General features: G+C 63.7%; 22 protein-coding genes and 1 other RNA gene. 8 read left to right on the plus strand and 15 right to left on the minus strand.

Annotated elements, in window-relative coordinates:
• Positions 1-256: 256 nt before the first annotated feature.
• The 5 genes from BGP85_RS07230 to ffs all read left to right on the plus strand — a co-directional run bounded on the left by BGP85_RS07230 (position 257) and on the right by ffs (position 8,228).
• Positions 257-916 (plus strand): GntR family transcriptional regulator, encoded by a 660-nt coding sequence (locus BGP85_RS07230; protein ID WP_103446560.1) that lies wholly within the window; start codon positions 257-259, stop codon positions 914-916.
• A 3-nt stretch (positions 917-919) separates the two neighbouring features.
• Positions 920-4,408 (plus strand): chromosome segregation protein SMC, encoded by a 3,489-nt coding sequence (gene smc / locus BGP85_RS07235; protein WP_103446561.1) that lies wholly within the window; start codon positions 920-922, stop codon positions 4,406-4,408.
• A 204-nt stretch (positions 4,409-4,612) separates the two neighbouring features.
• The gene (gene zipA, locus BGP85_RS07240; protein WP_103446562.1) at positions 4,613-5,503 is read left to right on the plus strand and encodes a cell division protein ZipA; all 891 of its coding nucleotides are present in this window, start codon (positions 4,613-4,615) and stop codon (positions 5,501-5,503) included.
• A 100-nt stretch (positions 5,504-5,603) separates the two neighbouring features.
• Positions 5,604-7,934, plus strand: coding sequence for an NAD-dependent DNA ligase LigA (gene ligA / locus BGP85_RS07245; RefSeq protein ID WP_103446563.1), 2,331 nt, complete (start codon positions 5,604-5,606; stop codon positions 7,932-7,934).
• Between the two features lie 197 nt (positions 7,935-8,131).
• An RNA gene (gene ffs / locus BGP85_RS07250) (signal recognition particle sRNA small type) lies at positions 8,132-8,228 on the plus strand.
• A 73-nt stretch (positions 8,229-8,301) separates the two neighbouring features.
• On the opposite strand, the gene BGP85_RS07255 is transcribed toward ffs, so the two are convergent.
• From BGP85_RS07255 to BGP85_RS07265, 3 genes are all read right to left on the minus strand, one after another.
• A complete protein-coding gene (locus BGP85_RS07255) occupies positions 8,302-8,481 on the minus strand; it encodes a hypothetical protein (RefSeq protein ID WP_103446564.1) in 180 nt (59 codons plus the stop codon).
• Positions 8,482-8,499: 18 nt separating this feature from the next.
• On the minus strand, positions 8,500-8,691 hold the full coding sequence (locus BGP85_RS07260; protein ID WP_103446565.1) for a hypothetical protein: 192 nt from the start codon (positions 8,689-8,691) through the stop codon (positions 8,500-8,502).
• A 580-nt stretch (positions 8,692-9,271) separates the two neighbouring features.
• Complete coding sequence (locus tag BGP85_RS07265; RefSeq protein WP_103446566.1) at positions 9,272-10,039, minus strand: substrate-binding periplasmic protein; 768 nt, start codon at positions 10,037-10,039, stop codon at positions 9,272-9,274.
• A 123-nt stretch (positions 10,040-10,162) separates the two neighbouring features.
• Here BGP85_RS07265 and dnaX point away from each other — a divergent pair, with 123 nt between their 5' ends.
• From dnaX to recR, 3 genes are all read left to right on the plus strand, one after another.
• Positions 10,163-12,175 (plus strand): DNA polymerase III subunit gamma/tau, encoded by a 2,013-nt coding sequence (gene dnaX, locus BGP85_RS07270; protein ID WP_103446567.1) that lies wholly within the window; start codon positions 10,163-10,165, stop codon positions 12,173-12,175.
• A gap of 64 nt (positions 12,176-12,239) precedes the next feature.
• The gene (locus BGP85_RS07275; protein WP_027921266.1) at positions 12,240-12,575 is read left to right on the plus strand and encodes a YbaB/EbfC family nucleoid-associated protein; all 336 of its coding nucleotides are present in this window, start codon (positions 12,240-12,242) and stop codon (positions 12,573-12,575) included.
• 147 nt (positions 12,576-12,722) lie between these two features.
• The gene (gene recR / locus BGP85_RS07280; RefSeq protein WP_054884114.1) at positions 12,723-13,325 is read left to right on the plus strand and encodes a recombination mediator RecR; all 603 of its coding nucleotides are present in this window, start codon (positions 12,723-12,725) and stop codon (positions 13,323-13,325) included.
• A 35-nt stretch (positions 13,326-13,360) separates the two neighbouring features.
• Here recR and BGP85_RS07285 read toward each other — a convergent pair whose 3' ends face one another.
• From BGP85_RS07285 to ccoN, 12 genes are all read right to left on the minus strand, one after another.
• On the minus strand, positions 13,361-13,909 hold the full coding sequence (locus BGP85_RS07285) for an adenine phosphoribosyltransferase (RefSeq protein ID WP_009683910.1): 549 nt from the start codon (positions 13,907-13,909) through the stop codon (positions 13,361-13,363).
• Positions 13,910-13,964: 55 nt separating this feature from the next.
• Positions 13,965-14,699 carry a Crp/Fnr family transcriptional regulator FnrA gene (fnrA, locus tag BGP85_RS07290; RefSeq protein WP_060508220.1) on the minus strand — a complete coding sequence of 245 codons (735 nt, stop codon included), beginning with the start codon at positions 14,697-14,699 and terminating at the stop codon, positions 13,965-13,967.
• Between the two features lie 185 nt (positions 14,700-14,884).
• The gene (gene hemN, locus BGP85_RS07295) at positions 14,885-16,267 is read right to left on the minus strand and encodes an oxygen-independent coproporphyrinogen III oxidase (RefSeq protein WP_103446568.1); all 1,383 of its coding nucleotides are present in this window, start codon (positions 16,265-16,267) and stop codon (positions 14,885-14,887) included.
• A 105-nt stretch (positions 16,268-16,372) separates the two neighbouring features.
• Positions 16,373-17,056 (minus strand): sulfite exporter TauE/SafE family protein, encoded by a 684-nt coding sequence (locus tag BGP85_RS07300; protein WP_103446569.1) that lies wholly within the window; start codon positions 17,054-17,056, stop codon positions 16,373-16,375.
• A complete protein-coding gene (gene ccoS, locus BGP85_RS07305; protein ID WP_103446570.1) occupies positions 17,049-17,264 on the minus strand; it encodes a cbb3-type cytochrome oxidase assembly protein CcoS in 216 nt (71 codons plus the stop codon). The genes BGP85_RS07300 and ccoS overlap by 8 nt, the downstream gene beginning before the upstream one ends.
• Positions 17,246-19,717, minus strand: a complete 2,472-nt coding sequence (locus BGP85_RS07310; protein ID WP_103446571.1) for a heavy metal translocating P-type ATPase — start codon at positions 19,715-19,717, stop codon at positions 17,246-17,248. The genes ccoS and BGP85_RS07310 overlap by 19 nt, the downstream gene beginning before the upstream one ends.
• Positions 19,718-19,798: 81 nt before the next feature.
• Positions 19,799-20,329: a FixH family protein gene (locus BGP85_RS07315; protein WP_103446572.1), complete on the minus strand. Its 531-nt coding sequence runs from the start codon at positions 20,327-20,329 to the stop codon at positions 19,799-19,801.
• 17 nt (positions 20,330-20,346) lie between these two features.
• The gene (gene ccoG, locus BGP85_RS07320) at positions 20,347-21,762 is read right to left on the minus strand and encodes a cytochrome c oxidase accessory protein CcoG (protein WP_103446573.1); all 1,416 of its coding nucleotides are present in this window, start codon (positions 21,760-21,762) and stop codon (positions 20,347-20,349) included.
• A 308-nt stretch (positions 21,763-22,070) separates the two neighbouring features.
• On the minus strand, positions 22,071-23,051 hold the full coding sequence (gene ccoP / locus BGP85_RS07325; protein ID WP_103446574.1) for a cytochrome-c oxidase, cbb3-type subunit III: 981 nt from the start codon (positions 23,049-23,051) through the stop codon (positions 22,071-22,073).
• Positions 23,048-23,239 (minus strand): CcoQ/FixQ family Cbb3-type cytochrome c oxidase assembly chaperone, encoded by a 192-nt coding sequence (locus BGP85_RS07330; protein ID WP_027921276.1) that lies wholly within the window; start codon positions 23,237-23,239, stop codon positions 23,048-23,050. Before BGP85_RS07330 ends, ccoP begins: the two co-directional genes overlap by 4 nt.
• A gap of 5 nt (positions 23,240-23,244) precedes the next feature.
• Positions 23,245-23,853, minus strand: coding sequence for a cytochrome-c oxidase, cbb3-type subunit II (gene ccoO / locus BGP85_RS07335; RefSeq protein WP_054884105.1), 609 nt, complete (start codon positions 23,851-23,853; stop codon positions 23,245-23,247).
• Complete coding sequence (ccoN, locus tag BGP85_RS07340; RefSeq protein WP_085677877.1) at positions 23,853-25,295, minus strand: cytochrome-c oxidase, cbb3-type subunit I; 1,443 nt, start codon at positions 25,293-25,295, stop codon at positions 23,853-23,855. The genes ccoO and ccoN overlap by 1 nt, the downstream gene beginning before the upstream one ends.
• Positions 25,296-25,401: the final 106 nt, after the last annotated feature.

Here is a 25,401-nt window from a genome sequence, read left to right on the forward strand (position 1 = left end):
CGCAATGGTTTTATTGTTGTTGGGCGGACAATAAGCAGACCTGTCGCAGTGGTCAATATTTTTCTGACTCAAAGGTCAGGAAATTGCGTATGTCGATGCCCAGCCGAATTCAGTGCCCCTATCACAAGCATAGATCGCGCCGTGTGGCCGGCTGCCTGGCGGGCCAAATAAAGCGCCATGCCCCTCTGCGCGTGCGCTGGGCAAGTGCGCTACAATCGCTCCCTTGTGCCCAGTTCAATGATTTTGAAGGAAAACCATGACGTTCAAGGCGCCGGACAGCCTCTCCGAGCAGATTGCCGATTACCTGGCCGAACGCATCATTCGCGGCGAGCTTGCGCCCGGTGAGCGGATCCAGGAGCAGAAGGTCACCCAGGCCCTCAGCGTCAGCCGCGGCTCGGTGCGCGAAGCGTTATTGATCCTCGAACGTCGCCATCTGGTCGCGATCTTGCCGCGACGTGGCGCCCATGTCACCGAACTGGACGAGCGTAGCGTGCGCAGCCTGTGCACCCTGATGGGCGAGTTCTACATCCTGCTGGGCAACGCCGTTGCCCAGAAATGGCGCCTGGAAGCCGACCTGCGCCCGTTTCTGGACATCCAGCAGCGCCTGCAGCAGGCACGCGATCATCAGGACATCAAGGTGTTCGTCGCCGAGAGCTTCGCGGTGATGCGCGCTGCTTACCCCTTCGCCGACAACCCTTATCTGCAGGAAACCGTGGAAAACCTGCAGCCGGCCATGAGTCGTGCCTACTACCTGGCCCTGGATCAGCGCCAGGCCAACATGGACGACTACCTCGACCTGTTCGCCCGCCTGCTCGAAGCCGTGGTTGCCCGTGACCTGTCGCGCATCCGCGAGGTGCTCACCGCCTATGGCCAGCGCAGCTGCGAACTGGTGCTGGCGGCGCTGGCCCGAGGCTGACCGATGCGCCTGAAGTGCATTCGCCTGGCCGGGTTCAAGTCGTTTGTCGACCCGACCACGGTCAACTTCCCCAGCAACATGGCGGCCGTGGTCGGGCCCAACGGCTGCGGCAAGTCCAACATCATCGACGCGGTGCGCTGGGTGATGGGCGAGAGTTCGGCGAAGAACCTGCGCGGCGAGTCGATGACCGACGTCATCTTCAATGGCTCCACCAGCCGTAAGCCGGTGAGCCAGGCCAGTATCGAACTGGTGTTCGACAACAGCGAAACCACCTTGCTGGGTGAATATGCCGCGTATGCGGAGATTTCCATTCGCCGCAAGGTCACCCGCGACGGGCAGAACAGCTATTACCTGAACGGCACCAAATGCCGCCGTCGGGACATCACCGACATCTTCCTCGGCACCGGCCTGGGCCCGCGCAGCTACTCGATCATCGAGCAGGGCATGATCTCCAAGCTGATCGAAGCCAAGCCCGAAGAGTTGCGCAACTTCATCGAAGAGGCGGCCGGCATCTCCAAGTACAAGGAGCGCCGCCGCGAGACCGAGAGTCGCATCCGTCGCACCCAGGAGAACCTGGCGCGGCTGACCGACCTGCGCGAAGAGCTGGAACGCCAGCTCGAACGCCTGCACCGTCAGGCCCAGGCCGCCGAGAAGTATCGCGAATACAAGGCCCAGGAACGCCAGCTCAAGGCGCGCCTGTCGGCATTGCGCTGGCGCGACCTGGACGAGCGTGTGCGCCAGCGCGAGACTGCCATCGGCGATCAGGACATTGCCCATGAGGCGCTGGTTGCCGAGCAGCGCAATGCCGATGCCAGCATCGAGCGCCTGCGTGACGGCCACCATGAGTTATCTGAACGTTTCAACCAGGTACAGGGCCGCTTCTATTCGGTGGCCGGTGATATCGCCCGGGTAGAGCAGAGCATCCAGCACGGCCAGCAGCGCCTGCGCCAGTTGCAGGACGACTTCAAGGAAGCCGAGCGCACCCGTCAGGAAACCGAATCCCACCTGGGCCATGACCGCACCCTGCTGGCCACCCTGGGTGAAGAGCTGGCCGTGCTCGAGCCGGAGCAGGAACAGACCCTGGCCGCCGCCGAAGAGTCCGCCGCTACCCTCGAAGAGGCCGAATTGGGCATGCACGGCTGGCAGGAGCAGTGGGACGGCTTCAATACCCGCTCTGCCGAGCCACGGCGTCAGGCCGAAGTACAGCAGGCGCGCCTGCAGCAGCTGGAAACCAGCCTGGAGCGCCTGGCCGATCGACAGCGCAAGCTGGTCGAGGAAGGCGAGCAACTGGGTGTGGAGCCACAGGATGCCACTCTGATCGATCTCTCCGAGCAACTGGCCAGCAGCGAGATGCTGCTCGAAGAGTTGCAGTTGTCGGAGGAACAGGTAGTCGAGCGCCTGGAAAGCGTGCGCGAGCAACTGCAGCAAGCCACCCATGCCCAACAACAGCAACAGGGTGACCTGCAACGCCTCGGCGGCCGCCTGGCTTCGCTGGAGGCGCTGCAGCAGGCTGCGCTGGAGCCGGGCGTCGGCGCCGCCGACTGGCTGCGCGAGCAAGGCCTGGAGCAGCGCCCGCGCCTGGCGGAGGGCCTGCGCGTGGAGCCGGGTTGGGAGCTGGCGGTGGAAACCGTGCTCGGTGCCGATCTGCAGGCCGTGCTGCTGGATGATTTTGCCGGGCTGGACTTCAGCGGCCTGGAGCAGGGCGAGCTACGTCTGTTGCTGGCAGCTGGTGACAGTGAGCGTCTGCCCGGCAGCCTGCTCGACAAGGTCGAAGGGCACATCGACCTGGCTCCGTGGCTGGGCCGGGTACAGCCGGTCGAAGACCTTGCCGAGGCCCTGGCACGGCGCGCCGCATTGGCTGAAGGGCAGAGCCTGGTCAGCCGGGATGGCTACTGGGTTGGCCGCCATTTCCTGCGCGTCAGCCGGGGTGGTGAGGCCCAAGGTGGCGTGCTTGCCCGTGGCCAGGAAATCGAGCGCCTGGGTCAGGAACAGCTTGAGCTTGAAGCAGCGCTGGAGCAGCTGGACCAGCAGCTTCAGGCAACCCGCGAGCAGCAGCTCGAGCTGGAGGAGCAGCGTGAACAGCTGCGCCGCCGCACTCAGGATGAAAGCCGCCAGCATGGCGAGCTCAAGGCCAGCCTCTCCGCTGGCCGCGCCCGCGCCGAGCAGGTGGAGCTACGTCGCCGTCGCTTGCAGGAAGAACTGATCGAGCTTCAGGAGCAGCGAGCCCTGGAGCAGGAGCAGCTGGGCGAGGCGCGCTTGGTGCTGCAGGAGGCTCTGGACCTGATGGCCCAGGACACCGAGCAGCGCGAACAGCTGATGGCGCGCCGCGACACCCTGCGCGAAGGCCTCGATCGTATCCGCCAGGAGGCCCGTCAGCACAAGGACCACGCCCACCAGCTGGCCGTACGCCTGGGTTCGCTGCGTGCGCAGCACGACTCCACCCGTCAGGCCCTGGAGCGCCTGGAGCAGCAGGCGGCACGCCTGAGCGAGCGCCAGGAGCAGCTGAGCCTGAACCTCGAAGAAGGTGAGGCGCCGCTCGAAGAGCTGCGCCTGAAGCTCGAAGAGTTGCTGGAGCGGCGCATGAGCGTCGACGAAGAAATGCGCCTGGCACGCCTGCACATGGATGAGGCCGATCGCGCACTGCGCGATGCCGAAAAGCGCCGCACCCAAGCCGAACAGCAAGCCCAGTTGTTGCGCGGTCAACTGGAACAGATGCGCTTGGAGAGCCAGGGATTGGATATCCGCCGCAAAACGCTGCAGGAACAATTGCTGGCCGACGGCTACGATTTGCAGGGCGTGCTCGCCACCGTCGAGGCCGATGCCAGCGAGCAGGGCACCGAGCAGGAACTGGAGCAGGTCGAAGGCCGCATCCAGCGCCTGAGTGCGATCAACCTGGCCGCCATCGAGGAGTACGAACAACAGTCCGAGCGCAAGCGTTACCTGGACGCCCAGGATGCCGACCTGGTCGAGGCTCTGGAGACCCTGGAAAACGTAATCCGCAAGATCGACAAGGAGACCCGCAACCGCTTCAAGGATACCTTTGATCAGATAAATGCCGGATTACAGGCACTTTTTCCAAAAGTTTTCGGTGGTGGCAGCGCTTATCTGGAACTGACGGGCGAAGATCTACTCGATACAGGGGTGACGATCATGGCGCGTCCGCCGGGCAAGAAGAACAGCACCATCCATCTGCTGTCCGGCGGCGAGAAGGCACTGACCGCATTGGCGCTGGTGTTTGCCATCTTCAAGTTGAACCCCGCACCGTTCTGCATGCTCGACGAGGTCGATGCGCCGCTGGACGATGCCAACGTCGGGCGGTACGCCCGGCTGGTCAAGGAAATGAGTGAGAGCGTGCAGTTCATCTACATCACCCATAACAAGATTGCCATGGAGATGGCGGATCAATTGATGGGGGTGACCATGCACGAGCCCGGTTGCTCACGTCTTGTTGCAGTTGATGTGGAGGAGGCCCTGGCCATGGTAGACGCCTGATGAGCGAAGATAGGGCGAAAACTGTAGGCAAATGCCCCTGTCATGTGCGACAGACGGTGTAAAGTTGTCTTTGGTCGTGCTAGCTTAATGTCACTCGTTTTTTGCGTGGGTAAAACGCCTGTCAGAACATAGAGTTGGCGCCACGTGTTAAAGGGCTTTGAACCCTTTGTTTTCAAGCATATTTTTATAGAGGCACGGGATTACATGGAAATCGGTCTGCGCGAGTGGCTGATCGTCATCGGCGTCATTGTCATCGCCGGTATTCTTTTCGACGGCTGGCGCCGCATGCGCGGCGGAAAAGGCAAGCTGAAATTCCGTCTGGATCGCAGTTATTCCAACCTGCCGGACGAGGAGGGCAACGCTGAAGTGCTCGGCCCGTCGCGGGTGCTGGATGCCCAGAAGGAGCCTGAACTGGACGAGGCCGACCTGCCGTCGCTCAGTGCACCGGCGCGTGAGCGCGAACGTGAGCGCGAGCCGAAGCCGGCCAAGGCCAGCAAGCGCGGTAAGCGCCCGGCAGAAGCGCAGCAGCAGGGCGACCTGAACCTGGCTGCCGAGCCGCGTGAACCCGACCTGTTCGCCGATGCCGACGAAGATTTCGCCGCCGACAATACCCGCAGCAGCGGCTTTGCTGCCACCGGCAATGCAACCAAGGAGTTGCCACCGGTCGAGGAAGTGCTGGTGATCAGCGTGATTTCCCGCGACGAAGGCGGCTTCAAGGGACCGGCCCTGCTGCAGAACATCCTTGAAAGCGGCCTGCGTTTCGGCGAGATGGACATCTTCCACCGCCACGAAAGCATGGCCGGTCACGGTGAAGTGCTGTTCTCCATGGCCAACGCGGTCAAGCCGGGCATCTTCGACCTGGACGACATCGACCACTTCAGCACCCGTGCCGTGAGCTTCTTCCTCGGCCTGCCAGGCCCACGTCATCCGAAACAGGCCTTCGATGTGATGGTGGCGGCTGCGCGCAAGCTGGCCCACGAGCTGAATGGCGAACTGAAGGACGACCAGCGCAGCGTGCTGACCGCCCAGACCATCGAGCACTACCGCCAGCGCATCGTCGAGTTCGAGCGCCGTGCGCTGACCCAGAAACGCTGATGTGCCCAAGTGGGCGGACCTGGCCTCGGTCTCGCCCACCCTGTTTCAAGCGCAAGAGCAGCCCTGGGCTGCTCTTTTGCTTTGCAAGAGAACCTGAAAAATGACCGCCGAAACCCGAATCCACGCACTGCGCGCCGAACTCGACCAGCACAACTACCGCTACTACGTGCTCGACGAGCCGAGCGTGCCCGATGCCGAATACGACCGCCTGTTCAACGAACTCAAGGCGCTCGAAGCCGAGCACCCGCACCTGGTGACCCCCGACTCGCCCACCCAGCGTGTCGGCGGCACTGCCTTGGCAGCCTTCAGTCAGGTACGTCATGAAGTGCCGATGCTCAGCCTGGGTAACGCCTTCGAGGAAGGCGACCTGCGCGAGTTCGGCCGCCGGGTGGTCGAGGGGCTCGACCAGCCTGGCGCGGTGGACTTCAGCTGCGAGCCGAAACTCGATGGCCTGGCGGTGAGCCTGCTGTACCGTGACGGCCAGTTGGTGCAGGGTGCCACCCGTGGCGACGGCACCACCGGCGAGGACATCAGCGCCAACGTGCGCACCGTGCGCAACATCCCGCTGAAGCTGCAGGGCGAAGGCTGGCCCGCCGTGCTTGAAGTGCGCGGTGAGGTGTACATGAGCAAGGCCGGTTTCGACCGCCTCAATGCTGCCCAGGCTGAAGCGGGCGGCAAGACCTTCGCCAACCCGCGCAACGCCGCTGCCGGCAGCCTGCGCCAGCTGGATTCGAAGATCACCGCCAGCCGCCCGCTGGAATTCTGCTGCTACGGCGTCGGGCAGGTTTCCGAGAGCATCGGCGAAAGCCACATCGGCATCCTTGAGCAACTCAAGCAGTGGGGGCTGCCGATCAGTCGCGAGCTCAGGCATGCGGCCGGTATTGAAGAGTGCCTGGCCTACTACCGAGACATTGGCGAGCGGCGCAACAGCCTGCCGTATGAAATCGACGGCGTGGTGTTCAAGGTCAACAGCCTGGCTGCCCAGCGCGAGCTGGGTTTCCGCGCGCGCGAGCCTCGCTGGGCCATTGCCCACAAGTTCCCCGCCATGGAAGAGCTCACCGAAGTGCTGGACGTGGAATTCCAGGTCGGCCGTACCGGCGCGGTCACGCCCGTGGCGCGCCTGAAGCCGGTCAAAGTGGCAGGTGTGACGGTGTCCAATGCCACCCTGCACAACATGGACGAAATCGCCCGGCTGGGGCTGCGCATCGGTGACACGGTGATCATCCGCCGTGCCGGTGACGTGATCCCGCAGGTCATGCAGGTGGTACTTGAGCGCCGTCCCGAAGATGCGCGCCCGGTACTGGTGCCGAGCGAATGCCCGGTCTGTGGCTCGCAGGTCGAGCGAACCCAGCTGGTCAAGCGCAGCAAGGGCAAGGAAACCACCAGTGAAGGTGCCGTGTACCGCTGCGTCGGCCGCTTGGCCTGCGCTGCCCAGCTCAAGCAGGCGATCATTCATTACGTCTCGCGCCGCGCCATGGACATCGATGGCCTGGGCGAGAAAAGCGTCGAGCAACTGGTGGATGAAGGCCTGATCAGCTCGCCGGCCGACCTGTACAGGCTGGAATTCGATCAGATCGTCGGCCTGGAGGGCTTTGCCGAGGTTTCCAGCAAGAAGCTGCTGGACGCCATCGAAGCCAGCAAGCGCCCGAGCCTGGCGCGCTTCATCTACGCCTTGGGCATACCGGATGTCGGCGAGGAGACCGCCAAGGTCCTGGCCCGCTCGCTGGGCAGCCTGGCCCGCGTGCAGCAGGCGCTGCCGCAGGTGCTGACCTACCTGCCGGACATCGGCCTGGAAGTTGCCTACGAGATCCACAACTTCTTTGAGGACGAGCACAACCGCAAGGTCATCGAGCAGTTGCTGGCCTGTGGCATGCAGCTGCAGGATGAAGGCGAGTTGGCTGCCGAGTTCGCCGCCAGCACGACCCTTGCCGGCATGATCGCCAAGCTGGACATCGCCTCGGTCGGCCCGACCGGTGCCGAGAAGCTGGTCGCCAAGCTCGACAGCCTGGACAAGATCATCGCTGCGGACGGCATCGACCTGCGCCAGGCCCTGGCGGCGAAGCAGGCCGATGCGGTGCGCGAGTTCTTCAAGGATGAGGCCAACCAAAAGCTGGCCCGAGATATCGAAGCCCAGCTGTTGGCCTTCGGTATGCACTGGAGCAGCGAGAAGAAGGTGGCCGAAGGCCTGCCACTTGCTGGCCAGACGTGGGTACTGACGGGGTCCCTGGAGCGCTTCAGCCGCGACATCGCCAAGGAGAAGCTGGAGGGGCTAGGCGCCAAGGTGGCCGGCTCCGTCTCTGGCAAGACCCACTGTGTGGTGGCTGGCCCTGGTGCGGGTTCCAAGCTGGCCAAGGCCAGTGAGCTTGGGGTGAAGGTGCTGGATGAAGAGGCTTTCGTAGCCTTCCTGGCGGAGCAGGGCATCACTGTCTGACCTTTTGCGGCCGCTCCTACAGGCATATGAGGTGCCTGTGGGGGTGGGTTTACCCGCGAAGAGGCAGGCCCTGCCATGCGCAACTCTGACAAGTCATTGAGAAATGATGACTTTTTCTCACCCTAGAGGTTGTATCTTCGCCCCAGACCGGTACAATGGCGCGGCTCGCTGCTTGGCGAGCTGTGTAGTGGTGGCCCCATCGGTCCCCCCGCATTGATTACCCGTTAACCTGGTCAGGCCCGGAAGGGAGCAGCCATAGCGGGAACATCGAGTGCCGGGGTGTGGCTGGTGGGGCCGCCTCCATTTTCGGGGTTTGAAAAAAATCATTCGGCCCTGCGCATCACCTCTTCCATCTTTTGATCGCTGCTTACAGCTGTCGCATGATCCAGGTGCCGACAACGATCACGATCAACGAAAACCCTGCTCCCATGCCAAAAGGTATCAGCACTTCCCAAGGGGAGGCGTTTCTGGCTTTGCGCATGTCTTCTTGCAGTGCCTCGATCTCAAGGTACATTTCCTCGCGTATTTCCTGAATGGAGCGTCGCATGGTTGTTCCTCTGCGTGATTATTTGATCAGAAGGCTGATGATTCCGCTCAGGGCTGCCAATGTGGTGGAACCGACGATGAAGGGATAACAGAAGGTCTCACGGTTGAGCTTGTTCACTTCGGCGGTAAATTTTCGGGCTTCAGCGCTGAGCCTCTGTTTTTCGATCAGTAATTTGTCGAGTTCCAGATTGTCACGGTCGTCCTGACGCATGAGGCTTCCTTTTGCAATAGCGAAAAGCGTGTGCGGCTATTTTGTTCTGTTTCCTTGCCTAGGGAAATCGTTCGTTTCAGATGTCGCTGTAGTCTCTGTGGACTTAAAACCTCGGTAACTCAAGGGCTGCAGTGCTCACGGGAAGTTTTCTTGGGACAAAAAGAGAAATCTCCTACAAGCATTCATCTCCTGAAGAATTATCCAACGCAACTTGTCGCCACCCGTCTGATTGTCCCTGAGAAGCCCGCCCTTTAGCATTTTGTGGTCGCTGTCGGTTCGGCGATCGGGTGTGGAAGCCCAGCAAGTACACTGGCGGTTGTCGTTATGGCAGCTGCGCGCGGGAGGTATTCGTACCTGCCGGGTTTGCCGTGTACCTGGTCTTCCACCCCGTGTACAGCTGCCACCCTTCTGCGTGGAAGCAAAAGGAGCGCAGCACAATCAACACGGAGCTGTTATGGAAAAGATTGTTCCAGACCCACCCCATAACCTTGACTTTAAACCAGGCAAAGTCCTGTCACAGGCCATCAGCGAGGGCATTGTCCCGATGGAATATGTGCTGAAGGTTGGATTTCCATCCGGCTCAAGGCTGAACCACCGAAATCTCCTCTGAATACCCCACTGCCCCATACCTCTGAACAATCCTGTCGATTTCCCCCAACTGCTTCATCCGCACCAGGGCGCGCAAAACCCCCTGGGTCGGTATCGCCGGATCATTCCTCACCATGCACCCCAGCGCCTGTTCCTCCAGCACGGCCTGCACCTGCAGCCGCTGCCCGGCCGGCAAACCCTGGTTGAACCACTGCAATGACAGCTCATTGCTCACCGCATGCTGATACCGCCCGACCTGCAACTTCTGCAGCGCCAGTTGCTGGCTGCGGCTGTCCTCCCGCAGCAGGCGCCCCTGGGCAAACAGCGGCTCCAAGGTGCCGTAGGCATACCCCAGCACCGTGCCGATCGCCTGCGGTGGCAGTTGTTCAGGGCGAGCAGGGGTGGCGTCGCCAGGCCGCCCGACCAGCACGTCGCGCTGCAGAATCAACGGAATGCTCCAGACGAAATTCCCCGGCCGATCATTGAACCACTGGCTGCTCACATAGCAGCGCACATCGATGTCACCCGCATCCATTGCCTGTTGCAGGCGCAGGCGGGCCATCACGTGGTACTCCGGGCGCACGCCGGCCTCCCGGGCCAGTGCCTGGATCAGGTCGAATACCAGGCCCTCCACCGGCTGGTCGCCTTCGACCCGCACCAGTGGCATGCTCCAGCTCTCGGCCACGGAAAAGCGCAGCACCGGGAGGTCCGCCAGGCTGTGGGTGGTCCAGAGCAATAGCAGGGCCAGCAAACGTCGCAATGCACATCCTCCTTGAACAGCGCGCCAGTTGCTTAGCTTAGACGAGCCGTGCAGGGTGCAATTTTGCCCCCGCTCCGCTAGCATTAGCGATCTTCCGCTCGATCAGGCTGCGATGGTTTTTCGATGAGTTATCAGGTTCTTGCACGTAAATGGCGTCCGCGCTCGTTCCGCGAAATGGTCGGCCAGACCCATGTGCTCAAGGCCTTGATCAATGCCTTGGACAACCAGCGCCTGCACCACGCCTACCTGTTCACCGGTACGCGGGGTGTGGGCAAGACCACCATTGCGCGAATCATCGCCAAATGCCTCAACTGCGAGACCGGCATCACCTCCACGCCCTGTGGCACCTGTTCGGTATGCCGGGAGATCGACGAGGGCCGCTTCGTCGACCTGATCGAGATCGACGCCGCGAGCCGCACCAAGGTCGAGGACACCCGCGAACTGCTCGATAACGTGCAGTACGCGCCAAGCCGTGGGCGCTTCAAGGTCTACCTGATCGACGAAGTGCACATGCTCTCCACCCACTCGTTCAACGCCTTGCTCAAGACGCTGGAAGAGCCGCCGCCCTACGTCAAGTTCATCCTTGCCACCACCGACCCGCAGAAGCTGCCGGCGACCATCCTGTCGCGCTGCTTGCAGTTCTCGCTGAAGAACATGAGCCCGGAGCGGGTGGTCGAGCATCTGAGCCACGTGCTGCAGGCCGAGAACGTGCCGTTCGAGCCGGATGCCCTGTGGCTGCTCGGCCGTGCGGCTGATGGTTCGATGCGGGACGCCATGAGCCTGACCGATCAGGCCATCGCCTTCGGCGAGGGCAAGGTATTGGCCGCCGATGTGCGCGCCATGCTCGGCAGCCTCGATCATGGCCAGGTCTATGGCGTGCTGCAGGCGCTGCTCGAAGGTGATGCGCGGGCGCTGCTCGAAGCCGTGCGCAACCTGGCCGAGCAGGGGCCGGACTGGAGCGGCGTGCTGGCCGAAATGCTCAATGTGCTGCACCGCGTGGCCATTGCCCAGGCGCTGCCCGAGGCGGTCGACAACGGCCAGGGCGATCGCGACCGGGTGTTGGCGCTGGCCTCGGCATTACCGGCCGAAGATGTGCAGTTCTACTACCAGATGGGCCTGATCGGGCGCCGCGACCTGCCGTTGGCGCCGGACCCGCGGGGCGGTTTCGAAATGGTCCTGTTGCGCATGCTGGCGTTCCGCCCGGCAGATACCGACGATGCGCCGAAACCGGTGCTAAAGCCAGTGGGGATCAGCCAGGCCACAGCTGATCCGGCAACCCCGGTGGCAGCGCCAGCCGTTGCTGTCGAGGCGCCCGCCGTTGAGCCGCCGCAGCCTGCGCCCGTGGCGCCGGCCCCGCAGGCTGAGGCCGCAGCGGTTGTGGAGCCAGAGCCTGAACCAGAGCCAGAAGTTGCCGCGCCTGAGCCGGTGGTGGAGGAGGTCATCGACCTGCCCTGGGAGGAGCCTGCTGCTGCGCCTGCGCCCGAGCCAGCACCCGCTCCGGTTGCAGCCTCGCAGAACGCCCAGCCGGCCTACGACGAGCCGCCCTTCGACCCGTCCGCCTACGCTTCGGCTGGCATGGACCGCGACGACGAGCCGCCCATGGATGAGGACTACTACGGTGGCGAAAGCGACCCGGTAGGCTTCAGCTACCTCGACGAGCTGGCCGAACACGTTCAGGAGGAAGCACCTGCCGCCGCCCCCGAGCCACTGCCGGCTGCTCAGCCCGCGACCGGCCTGGCCCTGCAATGGCTGGAATTATTCCCACAGTTGCCTGTGTCCGGTATGACAGGCAACATCGCTGCAAACTGTACGCTGATGGCCGCCGACGGCGACGACTGGCTGCTGCACCTGGACCCAGGCCAGGGCGCGCTGTTCAATACCACCCAGCAACGCCGGCTGAACGAGGCGCTCAACCAGCACCTGGGGCGCACCCTGAACCTGCGGATCGAGCTGATTCGCCCCGAGCAGGAGACCCCGGCCCAGGCAGCCTCACGCAAGCGTGCCGAGCGCCAGCAGGACGCGGTGCTGTCGATCGAGCAGGATCCGTTGATCCAGCAGATGATCAAGCAGTTCGGTGCCACGGTGCGACAGGATACTATTGAGCCTGTAGACGCCCTGGTCAGCCAGGCCCAGTAATCGATAACCATGCGGCCGGCCCCTCGCCGGGCCGCATCACATGACCCAATCGAGGTATACCCCCATGATGAAAGGTGGCATGGCCGGCCTGATGAAGCAGGCCCAGCAGATGCAAGAAAAGATGCAGAAGATGCAGGAAGAGCTGGCCAACGCCGAAGTCACCGGCCAATCCGGTGGCGGCCTGGTGAGCGTGGTGATGACCGGTCGTCACGACGTCAAGCGTGTCAGCATCGACCAGAGCCTGATGTCGACCGACGAGGACGACAAGGAAGTGCTGGAAGACCTGATCGCCGCTGCGCTGAACGACGCTGTGCGCAAGATCGAGCAGAACAGCCAGGACAAGATGGGCAACATGACCGCTGGCATGCAATTGCCGCCGGGCTTCAAGATGCCGTTCTAAGGCATCGCGTTGCACAGAGCCGCCGCTGGGTAACCGCGGCGGCTTTTTTTTGCCTGTGCAAATGGCTCGCTCACAGGGTCTACTGATTTGACGCCCATGCCTGCGCTGGGTATAAACCGCCTCTCATTGATTTATCAGGCATTTCCCATGAGCTTCAGCCCCCTGATCCGCCAACTGATCGACGCCCTGCGCACCCTCCCGGGCGTCGGCCAGAAAACCGCCCAGCGCATGGCCCTGCAGCTGCTCGAGCGTGACCGCAGCGGCGGCCTGCGCCTGGCCCAGGCGTTGAGCCAGGCCATGGAAGGGGTAGGGCACTGCCGCCAGTGCCGGACCCTGACCGAGCAGGAGCTGTGCCCGCAGTGCAGCGACCCGCGCCGTGACGACACGCAGCTGTGCGTGGTGGAAGGGCCGATGGATGTGTATGCGGTGGAGCAGACTGGCTATCGCGGGCGTTACTTCGTGCTCAAGGGGCACCTGTCGCCGCTCGATGGCCTGGGGCCTGAGGCGATCGGAGTGCCGCAGTTGATGGCGCGGATCGAAGAGCAGGGCAGCTTTACCGAGGTGATCTTGGCGACCAACCCGACCGTGGAGGGTGAGGCGACGGCACATTACATCGCCCAGTTGCTGAACGAGAAAGGGCTGGTGGCGTCGCGTATTGCCCATGGCGTGCCGTTGGGCGGGGAGTTGGAGCTGGTGGATGGCGGCACCCTGGCCCACGCTTTTGCCGGGCGCAAGCCAATCTCGCTTTGAGTCACAGGGGCCGCAAAGCGGCCCCAATCAGAAACTCAGTACTCGCTCAGGGAAAACTCGGTCAGGCAGAAGGTCGGCACCCCGGCCGCCTGCAGCCGGCGCGAGCCATCCAGTTCCGGCAGATCGATGATCGCCGCCGCCTCGAATACCTGCGCCCCGGTGCGACGCACCAGGTTGGCGGCCGCCAGCAGGGTGCCACCGGTAGCAATCAGGTCATCGAAGATCAGCACCGAGTCGCCTTCGCACAGGCTGTCGGCATGCACTTCCAGGAACGCTTCGCCGTACTCGGTCTGGTAACCCTCGCTCAAGACGTCAGCCGGCAGCTTGCCCTGCTTGCGGAACAGGATCAGCGGCTTGTTCAGCTGGTGGGCGATGATCGAGCCGATCAGGAAGCCACGCGCATCCATGGCGCCGATGTGGCTGAACTCAGCCTCGACGTAACGCTCGATGAACTGGTCGGCCACGTAGCGCAGCCCGCGCGGCGACTGGAACAGCGGGGTGATGTCGCGGAAGATCACGCCGGGCTTGGGGAAGTCCACTACCGGGCGGATCAGGGCTTTGAGGTCGAAGGCGTCGCTGTGCATTGTTGCGGGTATCCTGGGAAAACGAATGCCCAAGTATACCCGCTAAACGCCGGCCTCAGGCCTCGATTGCACCACCGGCCAGCGCGCACAGCTGGATCGGGTCGAGGATGTGCACTTCCTTGCCTTCGGCGCGGATCAGGCCGTTCTGCTGGAAGCGGGTGAACACCCGCGACACGGTTTCTACCGCCAGGCCCAGGTAATTGCCGATCTCGTTGCGCGACATGCTCAGGCGGAACTGGTTGGCCGAGTAACCACGGGCGCGGAAGCGGGCGGACAGGTTGACCAGGAAGGTGGCGATGCGCTCGTCGGCGGTCTTCTTCGACAACAGCAGCATCATCTGCTGGTCGTCGCGAATTTCACGGCTCATCACCCGCATCAGCTGGCGGCGCAGCTGTGGCAGCTGAACGGAGAGCTCATCGAGGCGCTCGAAGGGGATTTCACAGACCGAGGTGGTTTCCTGGGCCTGGGCCGACACCGGGTAGGCCTCGGTGTCCATGCCGGACAGGCCCACCAGCTCGCTGGGCAGGTGGAAGCCGGTGATCTGTTCTTCGCCGCTGTCGCTCAGGCTGAAGGTCTTGAGGGCGCCGGAACGTACGGCATAAACCGAGCCGAAATTGTCACCCTGGCGGAACAGGAACTCGCCTTTTTTCAGCGGGCGCCCGCGTTTGACGATTTCATCCAGTGCATCCATGTCTTCCAGGTTGAGCGAAAGAGGCAGGCACAGGGGGGCCAGGCTGCAGTCCTTGCAATGGGCCTGGTTGTGGGCGCGCAGTTTGACTGGCTCGGACATTTGAATCGATCCTTGTGGGAAAGCACACATAAGTCGTAAGGGTAACTCACGACGAGGGTGTAGGCCAGTCTGCGCTACTTTGAAGCGAACTGGCGAAACCCCGGCGGGAAAATGCCGGGAGTCCTTGTCAGCCCATAGTGTGCCAGCCCCAGGGGGCATGTCCATGTGGTCGATTGACTCCGTAATCAGATTACCCGCGAGAAGCGCTGGCGGTTTTGCATCGCCAGGTAGGCATCGAACACCATGCACACCGAGCGCGCCAGCAGGCGCCCAGCAGGGAGGATGCGGATGCCCTTGTCGTCCAGGCTGATCAGGCCATCGCGCTGCATGGTCTGCAGTTCGGGCCAAAGATCGTTGAAATAGCCGCGAAAATCGACGGTGAAGGCCGCTTCGATCGGCTCGAAGTCCAGTTCGAAATGGCAGATCAGCTGCTGGATCACGGTCCGCCGCAGGCGGTCGTCGTGGTTGCAGACCAGCCCGCGCTGGGTCGCCAGCTGGGCGTTGGACAGGCTGTCCTGGTAGGTGTTGAGGTCGCTGCTGTTCTGGCAGTACAGGTCGCCTATCTGGCTGATTGCCGATACCCCCAGGCCGATCAAGTCGCAATGGCCGTGGGTGGTATAGCCCTGGAAGTTACGCTGCAGGGTACCTTCTTCCTGGGCGATCGCCAGTTCGTCGTCGGGCAGGGCAAAGTGGTCCATGCCGATGTAGCGGTAGCCAGCGGCGGTTAGCTGTTCGATGGTGTTGTGCAGCATCTCGAGCTTCTCTGCCGGGGCCGGCAGGTCGTTGCTGTCGATGCGCCGCTGCGGCATGAAGCGCTCGGGCAGGTGGGCGTAGTTGAACACCGAGAGGCGATCGGGTTGCAGGCGGATCACTTCGTCGACGGTGCGGGCGAAGCCTTCCACGGTTTGTTTGGGCAAGCCGTAGATCAGGTCGAGGTTGATCGAGCGGAACTGCAGGGTGCGGGCTGCCTCGATCAGGGTGCGGGTCTGCTCCAGGCTCTGCAGGCGGTTGACCGCACGCTGCACGGCTGGGTCGAGGTCCTGCACGCCGAGGCTGACGCGGTTGAAGCCCAGTTCGCGGAGCAGGCCCATGGTCGACCAGTCGGCTTCGCGCGGGTCGATCTCGATGCCGTAGTCGCCGGAATCGTCATCCAGCAGGTTGAAGTGCTGGCGCAGGGTGGCCATCAGCTGGCGCAGTTCCACATGGCTGAGGAAGGTCGGTGTGCCGCCGCCGAAATGCAGCTGCTCAACGCGCTGTTTAGGGTCCAGGTGGCAGGCGATCAGCTGGATCTCCTGCTCCAGGCGCTGCAGGTAGGGCGCGGCGCGGCCACGGTCCTTGGTGATGACCTTGTTGCAGGCGCAGTAGTAGCAGATGTTGGCGCAGAACGGCACGTGCACGTACAGCGACAGCGGGCGCACGGCCCGGCGGCTCTCGCGCAGGGCGTGGAGCAGGTCGAACGAACCTACCTCGCTGTGCAGTTGCACCGCGGTCGGGTAGGAGGTGTAGCGTGGGCCGGCGAGATCGTAGCGACGGATCAGGTCGGCATCCCAACGTAGGTCGGCGAGCATGTGGGCGGTCCCCGGATGATGCAGCAGTGTCCGGAGTCTATGGCTGTCTGTAGGAAACTGTGTTGATTTGTATCAAGGCATACAGGGGCAGCAGAGCAGACCCCGTCAGTGGTCCATGAGCCAATGCTGGTGCGGGCCGGGCAAGGTCCAGATACCGAACAGGATCACCAGTACCCCGCCAGCCATGCGCACACTGCGCCGTCTCAACAAGGCGTTTACCCGCTCTGCCGCCAGCCCCGTGGCCAGCAGGATCGGCCAGGTACCCAACCCGAATGCCAGCATCAGCGCCGCGCTGTAGCCCGCATTGCCTTGGCTGGCCGCCCACAGCAAGGTGCTGTACACCAGGCCACATGGCAGCCAGCCCCACAGCGCCCCCAGCAGCAGTGCGCGGGGTACGCTGGACACTGGCATCAGGCGCGAGGCGGCCGGCTGGATATGCCGCCACAGCCCTCGGCCCAGCGCTTCGATGCGGGTCAGCCCGCTCCACCAGCCGGCCAGGTACAAGCCCATGGCGATCAGCAGCAACGCAGCCACCACGCGCAAGGCCATGGCCGCCGGGCTGCTGGCCAGGGCCCAGCCCGCCAGGCCCAGCAGCAGGCCAGCGCAGGCATAGCTGAGGATGCGCCCCAGGTTGTAGGCCATCAGCAGGCGCAGGCGCCTGCCGCGTTGCTCGGGGGGAATGGCCAGGGTCAGTGCGCCCATCAGGCCGCCGCACATGCCCAGGCAATGCCCGCCGCCGAGCAGGCCAAGCACCAGTGCCGAGCCGAGCAGGGGAAGCAGGTCAGGCACGGGGTGGTGTTTCCTTGTCGTCTGGCGTTGCGCTTTCTTCGGGTTTGACGGCCGCCTGGTGGCGCGGGTCCTGATCATCGAAGAGAATGCTGTGGGCCGGGCCTTCAAGGTCGTCGTACTGGCCGCTGTCCACTGCCCAGAAGAAGATGTATACCGCCACGCCAACCAACAGCAGGGCGGCAGGAATCATCACATAGAGGGCGGGCATGGCGACTTCCTTCCGTAAGCGGCTGTGTCGTTCGCGGGCAAGCCAGCAGATGCAGGCAAGCGGGTTAGACGCAGGGCATTGAGCACCACGATCAGCGAGCTGACCGACATGCCGATGGCCGCCCATACCGGGGTGATCCAGCCAAGCGCGGCAAACGGCAACATGAGGCCATTATACAGGGTCGCCCAGAGCAGGTTCTCGAGGATGTTGCGGCGGGTGCGGCGGGCCAGGTCGAAGGCTTGTACCAGTGCCTGCAGGCGGTTGGACAGCAGTACCGCGTCGGCGCTGGTCTTGGCAAGGTCCGTGGCGCAGCCCATAGCGATGCTGATGTCGGCAGCGGCCAGCACTGGCACATCGTTGACCCCGTCGCCGAGCATCAGCACCTTGCGCCCGGAGGCCTGCAGAGCCTTGAGGCGGTCCAGCTTGTCATCCGGGCGCAGGCCGCCGATGGCCTGGTCGATGCCCAATTGCGCGGCCACCTCGGCGACCATCGGCGAACTGTCGCCAGATAGCAACAAAGTGCGCCAGCCGCGTGCCTGGCAGGCCGCGAGCAGGGCCGGGGCGTCTTCGCGCAGGCGATCATCGAGGCCGAACCAGGCCAGCGGGCCCTGGCGGTCGCCCAGCAGCAGCCACTGGCCGCGAGGTTCCGGCACGGTGGGGATTTCGGCGCCACTCAAGGCGCAGACGAACGTGGCCTGGCCGATGCGTAGCGGCTGGCCGTCGACTCTGCCTTCAAGGCCGAGCCCGGGGACGGTCTGCACGTCGTCGGCGGGGGCGGCGGTGCGGCCAAAGGCGCGTGCAATCGGGTGCTCGGAGCGGTTCTCGAGGGCGGCGGCGAGGGCCAGGCAGCGGTCGGCCGGCAGGGCCGCCAGTGGGCGGATGCTGCGCAGGGTCAGGCGGCCTTCGGTGAGGGTGCCGGTCTTGTCGAAAATCACCGTGTCGATCTGGTTCAGGCCCTCAAGCACATGGCCGCGGGTCACCAGCAGGCCAAGCTTGTGCAGGGTGCCGGTGGCGGCCGTGAGCGCGGTCGGGGTGGCCAGCGAGAGGGCGCACGGGCAGGTCGCCACCAGCATGGCCAGAACGATCCAGAAGGCCCGTGTCGGGTCCAGGTACCACCACCACGCGCCGATGGCCACGGCGGCCAGCAGCGAGAACAGCAGGAAGAACTGCGAGGCGCGGTCGGCGATTTCCGCCAACCGGGGTTTCTCTGTCTGCGCGCGTTCAAGCAGGCGGACAATGGCGGACAGGCGCGAGTCATGGCCGAGGGCTTCGACTTCCACGCTCAGTGTGCTCTCGACGTTCAGCGTGCCGCCGGTGACGCGCTCGCCGGCCCGCCGTGGTTGTGGCAGGTACTCGCCGGTCAGCAGCGATTCGTCGACGCTGGAGCGCCCTTCGACGATGCGCCCGTCGGCCGGGATCACCGCGCCAGGCAGCACCTGCACGGTGTCGCCACTCTGCAGTTCACCGAGCAGGATGCGTTCGGCCCGCCCGTAGCTGTCCAGGCGCAGGCATGAGGCCGGTAGCAGGTTGACCAGCTGCGCGGTGGCAGCGGCCGTGCGTTCGCGGGCGCGGCGCTCGAGGTAGCGGCCCGTGAGCAGGAACAGGGCGAACATGCCGACGGTATCGAAATACAACTCGCCGCTACCGGTCACGGCCGTCCAGATGCCGGCGCCGAAGGCCAGGCCGATGGCCAGCGACACTGACACGTCCATGGTCAGGTGGCGGGTGCGCAGGTCGCGCGCGGCGCCCTTGAAGAACGGTGCGCAGCTGTAGAACACGATGGGGATGGTCAGAAACAGCGCGACCCAGCGCAGGATCGTATGCATCTCTGGCGACAGGTCGATGTTGAATTCCGGCCAGGTGGCCATGGTCGCCATCATCGCCTGGAACCACAGCAGCCCGGCCACGCCTAGGCGGCGCAGGGCGCTGCGGTTCTCCCTGGCGAGCTGCTCGGCGGCCTGGTCGGGCTGGTACGGGTGAGCGGCGTAGCCGATCTGGCGCAGTTCGGCGAGCAGCCGGGACAGCGGCAGCTGCTGGTCGTACCAGTTGAGCAGCAGGCGGTGGTTGGACAGGTTCAGGCGGGCTTCGGCGACGCCGGGCAGGTTGCGCAGGTGCTTTTCGATCAACCAGCCGCAGGCGGCGCAGCTGATGCCCTCGACCAGCAAGGTCGCCTCGGAAAGGTCGCCGGCATGGCGGACGAAACGCTGCTGCACATCGCTGCGGTCGTATAGGGCCAGTTCGTCCTGCAGTTGTTTCGGCAGTGCCTCGGGGTTGGCGCTGCTGTCGCTGCGGTGCTGGTAGTAGTGCTCCAGGCCGCCGGCGACGATGGACTCGGCCACCGCCTGGCAGCCGGGGCAGCAGAACTGCCGGGGCTCGCCGAGGACCACGGCGGTGAAGCGACTGCCGGCGGGGACGGGCAGGGCGCAGTGGTAGCAAGGGGTGGGTTGGGTCATAAGGCAGGCACGGCTGGTGGGGCAGATGGCAATCCCTGTGGGGGCGGGCTTGCCTGCCCCCCTCAGAGAATGATGATGTGGCTACTGTTGGTGTTCGGCGCCCTGGAGCGCTTCATCGCCCAGCTGCAAGGTCACGCCATGTTCGACCTTCTCTTCCTCGAACAACCGCCATACATGATCGTCCTGGCTACCCAGCAGTTCCACGAACCGGCGCCCGTCGACCTTGTCATCCAGCTGCCCGACATAGCGCCCGGACTCCACCCGGCTGAGCAGCACCTTGCGGTCCTTGTCCGGCTGGGTTGGGGAGATCAGGTTCAGCTCCAGGTTCTGCGGGTCGCTGTTGCCTTTGAGGCGCACGTCCACCTCGCCGGTCAGCTCATCCAGGTGCACGCTGGCCTTGAGGTTGAGGGTCTGGGCCAGCAACTCACGGTCCAGCGAGCGGTTGATGCCTTTGCCGGCCTCGTAGTAGTTGTCGTTGACCAGGTTGTCCGGGTTGTGCACGGCAATGCTGACCATGGTCAGGCTCAGGCACACCGAGGTGGTCAGGATGCCGATGATGATCCAGGGCCAGAGGTGCTTGTACCAAGGGCTGGCGGCGGTGGCGGCAGGCATTGTCAGGGTTCTCTTAGTCAGCGGATCTGTGGGCCGATGAAGCGGCTCTTGGCTTCAACCTTGGCGGCGCTGTCGTCGGCGCTCTTGAGGATGAAGGTGATTTCGTTGGTGGTCGAGGGCAGCTTCTCTGGCGCGATCGACAGCTGTACCGGCAGGTTGACGATATCGCCGGCGGCCACGCGGATTTCGCGCTGGCCCTCCAGGCGCAGGTCGGGCAGGCCGGCGGCGTCCAGCACGTAGACGTGGTCGCGCTGGTCCTTGTTCATCACCTTGAGGCTGTACACGTTCTCGATCCGGCCCTGGGCGTTCTCGCGGTACAGCACGCGGTCCTTGCTGACGTCGAAGCCCACCAGCGAGCGGGTGGCGAAGGCGGTGCCCAGGGCGATGATCATCACCAGCAGCACCACCGCATAGCCGATCAGGCGTGGGCGCAGCATGTGGGTCTTCTGCCCCGAAAGGTTGTGCTCGGTGGTGTAGCTGATCAGCCCCTTGGGGTAATTCATCTTGTCCATGATGCTGTCGCAGGCGTCGATGCACGCCGCGCAGCCGATGCACTCGATCTGCAGGCCGTCGCGGATGTCGATGCCGGTCGGGCAAACCTGCACGCACATGGTGCAGTCGATGCAGTCGCCCAGGCCCTTGGCCTTGTAGTCGATGTCCTTCTTGCGCGGGCCGCGGGTTTCGCCGCGGCGCGGGTCGTAGGAGACGATCAGGGTATCCTTGTCGAACATCACGCTCTGGAAACGCGCGTAGGGGCACATGTACACGCACACCTGCTCGCGCAGCCAGCCAGCGTTGCCGTAGGTAGCCAGGGTGAAGAAGCCGACCCAGAAGTAGGCCCAGCCATCGGCCTGGCCAGTGAAAAATTCGGTAAGCAGTTCGCGGATCGGCGAGAAGTAGCCGACGAAGGTCATGCCGGTGACGAAGCCGATCAGCAGCCACAGGCTGTGCTTGGCGAACTTGCGCAGAAACTTGTTGCCGCTCATGGGCGAGCGGTCGAGCTTCATGCGCTGGTTGCGGTCACCCTCGGTGACTTTTTCGCACCACATGAAGATCCACGTCCACACGCTTTGCGGGCAGGTGTAGCCGCACCATACGCGGCCGGCGAACACGGTGATGAAGAACAGGCCGAAGGCGGCGACGATGAGGATGCCCGAGAGCAGGATGAAGTCCTGGGGCCAGATGGTGGCGCCAAAGATGTAGAATTTGCGCTCCGGCAGGTTCCACCACACGGCCTGGTGGCCGCCCCAGTTCAGCCAAACGGTGCCGAAGTAGAGCAGGAACAACACGGCGCCGCCGACCATCCGCAGCCTGCGGAAGATGCCGGTAAAGGCGCGGGTGTAGATTTTCTCGCGAGAGGCGTAGAGGTCGACGGAATCCTTCCCTTTGTTGGCAGGCGGGGTGACGTCATGTACCGGAATTTGCTTGCTCATCATCAAGTCCCACGGCAGTGGAGAAACGCTGCGGCCAGTGCGTGCCGGCCGCAGTCTCGCGCATTCTGCTAGCGCTCTGCGATCCATGATACGCCGCTGGTGGCGATATGGGATCGCGCTGCGACCTTTAGTCGCGTTGGGTTCGTGGTGTGAATCGTGTTATGGCGGGTGTCAATTGATCCAGGTCATCTAGTGCTGCTTTTGCCGGCCTCTTCGCGGGGCAAGTCGGATCGCCGCACCGCCGCTCCTACAGGTGTGTGGAATTCCTGTGTAGGAGCGGGCTTGTTCCGCGAAAAGGCCTGGCCTCCTCACTCGGCCTGTTGAGCGGCCTCCGGCTGGTGCGACAGGCTGTACACATAAGCTGCCAGCAAGTGCACCTTGTCATTACCCTGCAGCTGTTCCTGCGCCGGCATCTGCCCCTGGCGACCATAGCGAATGGTTTGTTGCAGCTGGGCAAAGCTCGAGCCGTAGATGAACGCCTGCGGGTGGGTCAGGTTTGGCGCACCCATGGCTGGGGTACCCTTGCCCTCAGGCCCGTGGCAGGCCACGCAGTTGGCGGCGAACAGCTTCTGGCCGTTTTCGGCATCGGCCTTGGCGCCTTCCGGCAACGTGCGGCCATCGAGCTTGCTGGTGACGAACGCGGCGACATCGGCCACGCCCTGTTCGCCCAGCACTTCACCCCAGGCCGGCATTACCCCGTGGCGGCCGCCCATGATGGTGGTCTTGATGGTTTCCGGCTCGCCGCCCCAACGCCAGTCCTGATCGGTCAGGTTGGGGAAGCCGTAGGCGCCCTTGGCGTCGGAACCGTGGCACACCGAGCAGTTCGAGGCGAACAGCCGTGCGCCCATTTTCAGCGCCTGCGGGTCCTTGGCGACTTCTTCGATCGGCATCGCTGCGAACTTGGCGAAGATGGGCCCGAAGCGTGCGTTGGCCTTGGCCATTTCCTTTTCCCACTCGTGTACGCCGGTCCAGCCCGGCTGGCCGTTGGAAAACTCGGTCTGCTTGTCGGTCTCCAGGTACGAATAGCCCGGCAGGATGCCTTTCCAGTTGCCCAGGCCTGGGTACAGCACCAGGTAGCCGAGGGCGAAGATGATGGTGCCGACGAACAGCCAGAACCACCATTTTGGCAGCGGGTTGTCGTATTCCTCGATGCCATCGAAGGCATGCCCGACGGTTTCGTCGGTGACCTCTTCGCGCTGACCCTTGCGGGTCGACAGCAGCAGCCAGGTCAGCGAGAAGATGGTGCCCAGGGTCAGGACGGTAACGTACAGACTCCAGAAGGTTGTCATTGTTGTTTGCTCCCAGAAGCTTTTGCTTGCTCGACGTGCTTGCTGGCCCCGGGATCATCCGCGAAGGGCAGTTGGGTCGCTTCGTCGAAGTCCTTCTTGCGCCGTGGGTTGAACACCCACAGTGCCAGGCCCACGAAGGCCACCATCACCACGACGGTGCCCAGGCCGCGAATCATCCCGATATCCATCAGCGTCACCGTTTGCTTTTGATGATGGTGCCAAGACCCTGCAGGTACGCGACCAGTGCGTCCATTTCGGTCTTGCCCTTGACCGCGTCGCGGGCGCCGGCAATGTCGGCGTCGCTGTAGGGCGTGCCGAGGGTGCGCAATACTTCCAGCTTCTTCGCGGTGTCCTTGCCGTCGAGCTTGTTCTCGACCAGCCACGGGTAGGCCGGCATCTTCGACTCCGGCACCACGTTGCGCGGGTTGTACAGGTGCGCGCGGTGCCAGTCATCGGAGTAGCGGCCACCGACGCGGGCCAGGTCCGGGCCGGTGCGCTTGGAGCCCCACAGGAACGGGTGGTCCCAGACGCTTTCGCCAGCGACCGAATAGTGGCCGTAGCGTTCGGTTTCGGCGCGGAACGGGCGGATCATCTGCGAGTGGCAGCCAACGCAGCCTTCGCGGATGTAGATGTCGCGGCCTTCGACTTCCAGCGCGGTGCGCGGCTTCATGCCTTCGACCGGCTTGTTGGTGACGTCCTGGAAAAACAGCGGGACGATCTGGGTCAGGCCACCGACGCTCACGGCGATGACCATGAAGAAGGCCAGCAGGCCTATGTTCTTCTCGACGGCTTCATGCTTCATCAGTGCGCTCCCACGACGACGATCTTGGCGGCTTCCTCGGCCTGTGCCGGGTTGGCGGCACGTACGGTACGGAACACGTTGTAGGCCATCAGCAGCATGCCGGTGGCGAAGAACGCACCGCCCAGGGCGCGGACGATGTAGCCAGGGTGGCTGGCCTGGAGGGCTTCGACGAAGGAGTAGGTGAGCGTGCCGTCATCGTTGATGGCGCGCCACATCAGGCCCTGGGTAATGCCGTTGACCCACATCGAGGCGATGTACAGCACGGTACCGATGGTCGCCAGCCAGAAGTGCGCGTTGATCAGGCCGACGCTGTGCATCTGCTCGCGGCCGTAGAGTTTCGGGATCATGTGGTAGACCGCGCCGATCGAGATCATCGCCACCCAGCCAAGGGCACCGGCGTGCACGTGGCCGATGGTCCAGTCGGTGTAGTGCGACAGCGAGTTCACAGTCTTGATGGCCATCATCGGGCCTTCGAAGGTGGACATGCCGTAGAACGCCAGCGACACCACCAGGAAGCGCAGGATCGGGTCGGTGCGCAGTTTGTGCCAGGCGCCCGAGAGGGTCATCATGCCGTTGATCATGCCGCCCCAGCTCGGCGCCAGGAGGATGATCGACATCACCATGCCCAGCGACTGCGCCCAGTCTGGCAGCGCGGTGTAGTGCAGGTGGTGCGGGCCGGCCCAGATGTACAGGGTGATCAGCGCCCAGAAGTGCACGATCGACAGGCGATAGGAGTAGATCGGCCGCTCGGCCTGCTTGGGCACGAAGTAGTACATCATCCCGAGGAAGCCGGTGGTGAGGAAGAAGCCCACCGCATTGTGGCCGTACCACCACTGGATCATCGCGTCGGTGGCGCCGGCGTAGGCCGAGTACGACTTGAACAGGCTCACCGGCAGCGAGATGTGGTTGACGATGTGCAGCATCGCGGTAACCACGATGAAGGCGCCGTAGAACCAGTTGCCGACATAGATGTGCTTGGTCTTGCGCTTGACGATGGTGCCGAAGAAAACCAGCCCGTAGGTGACCCAGACGATGGCCAGGAGGATCGCCAGCGGCCACTCGAGCTCGGCGTATTCCTTGGTGGTGGTGAAGCCCATCGGCAGGGTGATCAGCGCGCCGACGATCACCGCCTGCCAACCCCAGAAGGTGAAGGCGGCCATGCTGTCGGAGATCAGCCGGGTCTGGCAGGTCCGCTGCACCACGTAGTAGCTGGTGCCGAACAGCGCACAGCCACCGAAGGCGAAGATGACCAGGTTGGTGTGCAGCGGGCGCAGGCGGCCGAAGCTGGTCCAGGGCAGGTCCAGGTTCAGTTGCGGCCACACCAGTTGCGAGGCGATGAAGACGCCCAGGCCCATGCCAAGGATCCCCCAGACCACCGTCATGATGGCGAACTGGCGGACGACCTTATAGTTATAAGCAGTCGGACTGATTGCTGTGCTCATTCTAAGGTTCCACGGTTTTGGTGTTCTTGTTGGTCGAAAAATCGGCGCCAGTATCGATAACCACTTGGGTTATGGCAACGCAAGGATCCTTGCGCCGACCCGTGTC

It is taken from the genome of Pseudomonas putida, from assembly GCF_002906855.1.
GTDB classification, from domain to species: domain Bacteria; phylum Pseudomonadota; class Gammaproteobacteria; order Pseudomonadales; family Pseudomonadaceae; genus Aquipseudomonas; species Aquipseudomonas putida_N.

Bases quoted from the DNA above. Each gene is read 5' to 3' on its own strand.
- ccoS (WP_103446570.1), bottom strand. From the start codon at position 17,264: ATGCCCGCCCTCTATGTGATGATTCCTGCCGCCCTGCTGTTGGTTGGC.
- hemN (WP_103446568.1), bottom strand. From the start codon at position 16,267: ATGCTCGCCGACCTACGTTGGGATGCCGACCTGATCCGTCGCTACGAT.
- BGP85_RS07275 (WP_027921266.1), top strand. From the start codon at position 12,240: ATGATGAAAGGTGGCATGGCCGGCCTGATGAAGCAGGCCCAGCAGATG.
- zipA (WP_103446562.1), top strand. From the start codon at position 4,613: ATGGAAATCGGTCTGCGCGAGTGGCTGATCGTCATCGGCGTCATTGTC.
- fnrA (WP_060508220.1), bottom strand. From the start codon at position 14,699: ATGTCCGAGCCAGTCAAACTGCGCGCCCACAACCAGGCCCATTGCAAG.
- ccoG (WP_103446573.1), bottom strand. From the start codon at position 21,762: ATGAGCAAGCAAATTCCGGTACATGACGTCACCCCGCCTGCCAACAAA.
- smc (WP_103446561.1), top strand. From the start codon at position 920: ATGCGCCTGAAGTGCATTCGCCTGGCCGGGTTCAAGTCGTTTGTCGAC.
- BGP85_RS07310 (WP_103446571.1), bottom strand. From the start codon at position 19,717: ATGACCCAACCCACCCCTTGCTACCACTGCGCCCTGCCCGTCCCCGCC.
- ccoP (WP_103446574.1), bottom strand. From the start codon at position 23,051: ATGACAACCTTCTGGAGTCTGTACGTTACCGTCCTGACCCTGGGCACC.
- BGP85_RS07255 (WP_103446564.1), bottom strand. From the start codon at position 8,481: ATGCGACGCTCCATTCAGGAAATACGCGAGGAAATGTACCTTGAGATC.
- ligA (WP_103446563.1), top strand. From the start codon at position 5,604: ATGACCGCCGAAACCCGAATCCACGCACTGCGCGCCGAACTCGACCAG.
- BGP85_RS07260 (WP_103446565.1), bottom strand. From the start codon at position 8,691: ATGCGTCAGGACGACCGTGACAATCTGGAACTCGACAAATTACTGATC.
- BGP85_RS07315 (WP_103446572.1), bottom strand. From the start codon at position 20,329: ATGCCTGCCGCCACCGCCGCCAGCCCTTGGTACAAGCACCTCTGGCCC.
- BGP85_RS07230 (WP_103446560.1), top strand. From the start codon at position 257: ATGACGTTCAAGGCGCCGGACAGCCTCTCCGAGCAGATTGCCGATTAC.
- ccoO (WP_054884105.1), bottom strand. From the start codon at position 23,853: ATGAAGCATGAAGCCGTCGAGAAGAACATAGGCCTGCTGGCCTTCTTC.
- ccoN (WP_085677877.1), bottom strand. From the start codon at position 25,295: ATGAGCACAGCAATCAGTCCGACTGCTTATAACTATAAGGTCGTCCGC.
- dnaX (WP_103446567.1), top strand. From the start codon at position 10,163: ATGAGTTATCAGGTTCTTGCACGTAAATGGCGTCCGCGCTCGTTCCGC.
- BGP85_RS07285 (WP_009683910.1), bottom strand. From the start codon at position 13,909: ATGCACAGCGACGCCTTCGACCTCAAAGCCCTGATCCGCCCGGTAGTG.
- recR (WP_054884114.1), top strand. From the start codon at position 12,723: ATGAGCTTCAGCCCCCTGATCCGCCAACTGATCGACGCCCTGCGCACC.
- BGP85_RS07330 (WP_027921276.1), bottom strand. From the start codon at position 23,239: ATGGATATCGGGATGATTCGCGGCCTGGGCACCGTCGTGGTGATGGTG.